The organism is Shewanella surugensis (assembly GCF_023284005.1).
Classification (GTDB): domain Bacteria; phylum Pseudomonadota; class Gammaproteobacteria; order Enterobacterales; family Shewanellaceae; genus Shewanella; species Shewanella surugensis.
Genome location: NZ_JAKIKS010000256.1, coordinates 1 through 2,747, shown reverse-complemented (window position 1 = coordinate 2,747; position 2,747 = coordinate 1). Strand labels below are relative to the sequence as shown.

3 protein-coding genes are annotated in these 2,747 nt (G+C 35.8%); 2 read left to right on the top strand and 1 reads right to left on the bottom strand.

What is annotated here, in order from left to right; all coding sequences use genetic code 11:
* Positions 1 to 198 precede the first annotated feature (198 nt).
* Positions 199 to 1,416, bottom strand: coding sequence for a hypothetical protein (locus L2764_RS26630; RefSeq protein ID WP_248943357.1), 1,218 nt, complete (start codon positions 1,414 to 1,416; stop codon positions 199 to 201).
* Positions 1,417 to 1,977: 561 nt separating this feature from the next.
* Between L2764_RS26630 and vapB the strand changes: the two genes are divergently transcribed.
* Positions 1,978 to 2,211, top strand: a complete 234-nt coding sequence (vapB, locus tag L2764_RS26625) for a type II toxin-antitoxin system VapB family antitoxin (RefSeq protein ID WP_248943356.1) — start codon at positions 1,978 to 1,980, stop codon at positions 2,209 to 2,211.
* A complete protein-coding gene (locus tag L2764_RS26620) occupies positions 2,204 to 2,626 on the top strand; it encodes a type II toxin-antitoxin system VapC family toxin (protein ID WP_248943355.1) in 423 nt (140 codons plus the stop codon). The genes vapB and L2764_RS26620 overlap by 8 nt, the downstream gene beginning before the upstream one ends.
* Positions 2,627 to 2,747 lie beyond the last annotated feature (121 nt).

Sequence of the window (2,747 nt, the reverse complement as noted above, 5' to 3'; positions counted from 1 at the left end):
ACCCACTCTTCATGAGAACGCTTAGTCATATTAACTCCTGATATCATAGTCAGGGGTTAACATAAGGGATCGATGAACACGGTTGAAGATGTACTTGCTCGGACGGTTACAGTTGAGAAGCAGATTTCAGAAATTGAACCAGTGATAATGGAGCCTTATCACTGGTAGAGGATGATTAAAAATATGCTACTTTTTTATTTAATTACTTTGATTATTAGCCCAATATATTCGAGCTGAACCTTGTTCTAACTGTAAGTGTGCCATGTAATTGTGATTCATTTCTAAACCTACATTTGCTTCTCTTGCAATAACTTCCCCATTTTGTCTTTGCATTTGTTGCTCAACATTGTCTCGGACAGCCCTATTAATATCATTTTCATGGTCACTGTAGTCATTTACTCTTACCTCATCTATGAGCTCATTACTAATGTAAGCATTTTCTTTGGCAATGTATTTTGCGGCTTCACTGGAGTTACTAAAAAGTTTTAAATACATTCCATTGATACCATCTTCTGGTTTTCCATGGCTGTTTATTATCGCAATTTGACCATTGCTTCTTTTTATAATTCCCCAACTTTGTGGACCATTTTGAAGGAAGCCTATAGAACCACCTTCTTTTTGATCTATTTTACCTTTAATATATTTTTCTCTAGTGAGGTATTGAGTTGTAATATTAATATCTAGACCATTATGCTGTGCAACTTCGGAGTAATCTGCCGAATACCCCCCGCCTTGATATTCTTTGGCAGAATCCAATGCCGTATTCAACATATTTTGACAGAGAGTTTTATCATTAAAAAGGTTTTCTCGTAAATGTGGGGCCATACCGAGGAAGTTTTTGATAAATGTACCAGTGATGAATGCACAAGCAGCAGGGCCGTTTGCTGCATATTGACTCCGATCTATACTGACAATATCTCCTGCTTGTATTGGTATTTGTACTTGTTCAATTGGGTTGCGGCTTAATTTCGACGCAAGAAAATGCTCATTAAATGGTTGTTCATTGTGATATAATAATTCATCTTCTTGTTCAAACGCTAAACTTAATGCTAGTGCGACATCATTAAACGTATCTAGTTGCTCCGAATGCTGTACTTGTTTTATTTTAATGTTATTAATATAAAAACTCGTTGTTCCATTCTCTGTTGTTTGCTGTATTTTATGTAGCATTGTGTCAGCTACATAACTCTTTAATTGACTCCATGCAGTTTCACATTCAACACTATTATTACTCGTATAAAGAGATTTCAGTGCTAATTTAGCTTCTACTCTGTGAGTGCCACAAATCCAATCTTTAATCGTATCCCATGCTTTATCAAATCCGCCATATTCTTTGACACTACCTTCGTCTACATTAATATTTACGTCATGACTACTAATGTAATTAGTCATTTTAATATTGATTGCTTCTGTCATTTATAAGTCATTTTTTGGATTAAATATTTTATGAGAGAGATAATATTAAAGTAAATTTTATTTATATATCAAAAATCAGTAAATTTACCAATATTAGCCAATATTAGCCAATATTAGCCAATATTAGCCAATATTGTCGAGTAGGCGGTACTTGTTACCAAGTACCGCCCCTCTAGGCCCAGTTCCCTCGAAGCTGTATTTTCGGACATCTGGTAATTTTAAAGGTTTGTTCCGAAACTTAAAACATCCGGAACGATTTATTTAAGCTATAAATTCATATACTTAAATATACCGTTAATCTGTACCGTTTTAATCGTATTAAATGGAAACTAATAAAACTCAATATTTATAGTAAAAGATGTCATTGTAAAAACCTACTTATCAATGACTTAACCAAACATGTCCGTTTTTACAGCTTCGAGGGAACTGGGCCTAGTCGAGCAAAAAAACGAGCTTCGTGTTTTCCATTCGGATAAACGACAATTATGCATATGCTTGTCATATGTCTGATTGTAGGGTACACTTGTCATATGTTAAGCATATGCGCAATAAGGTGAAACAATGAGAACAGTTTCAATATTTAAAAATGGTAAAAACCAAGCGGTTCGTTTACCTAAAGATTTTGAGTTTGACGGAGTAAGCGAACTTGAAATCCACAGGGAAGGTGATGTCATCACCTTGCAACCTGTGCGACCTGATTGGATATCATTTAAAGACGTTGATAAGGCAGATAGTGACTTTTTATCTGAGCGGGAAGATGTGATTGCAGACGAAGGGCGATTTAATTTTGAGTAAAAAAATCCACTATATGTTAGATACATGTATTTGTTCGTTTATTATGCGTGAGAACCCCGTTAGTGTGCTGAAAAAGCTACAATCTGTAGTCAGTAAGCAGCATAGAGTCGTCATTTCAGCGATCACTTACCAAGAGATGCTATATGGTTTACTGGGTAAGAAAGCTTCACCGAAACATGCTGTATTGGTCAATGAGTTTTTGAAACGTGTTGATGCTATTTTGCCTTGGGATAAAGAGGCGGTAGATGCCACTATCGACGTTAAGAAACAATTGATGTCAAAGGGAACGCCGATTGGTGGCAATGATACAGCTATTGCTGGTCATGCCATAGCGACAGAGTGTGTATTAGTGACCAACAATACTCGTGAGTTTAAGAGGGTAGAAAGGCTTAATTATGAAGATTGGGTGCATTAAGTCATAAACGCTACCAGTGATAAATACGGATTATCGCGGGTAGGGATGAATAATACTACCAATTATTTTGTTACCATTTTTGCAGCTTCCATAACTTTAAAAGGTGCATAAAATTGAGGGT

Excerpts from the sequence above, each read along its gene's own strand:
- L2764_RS26630 (WP_248943357.1), bottom strand. The coding sequence starts at position 1,416 with ATGACAGAAGCAATCAATATTAAAATGACTAATTACATTAGTAGTCAT.
- vapB (WP_248943356.1), top strand. The coding sequence starts at position 1,978 with ATGAGAACAGTTTCAATATTTAAAAATGGTAAAAACCAAGCGGTTCGT.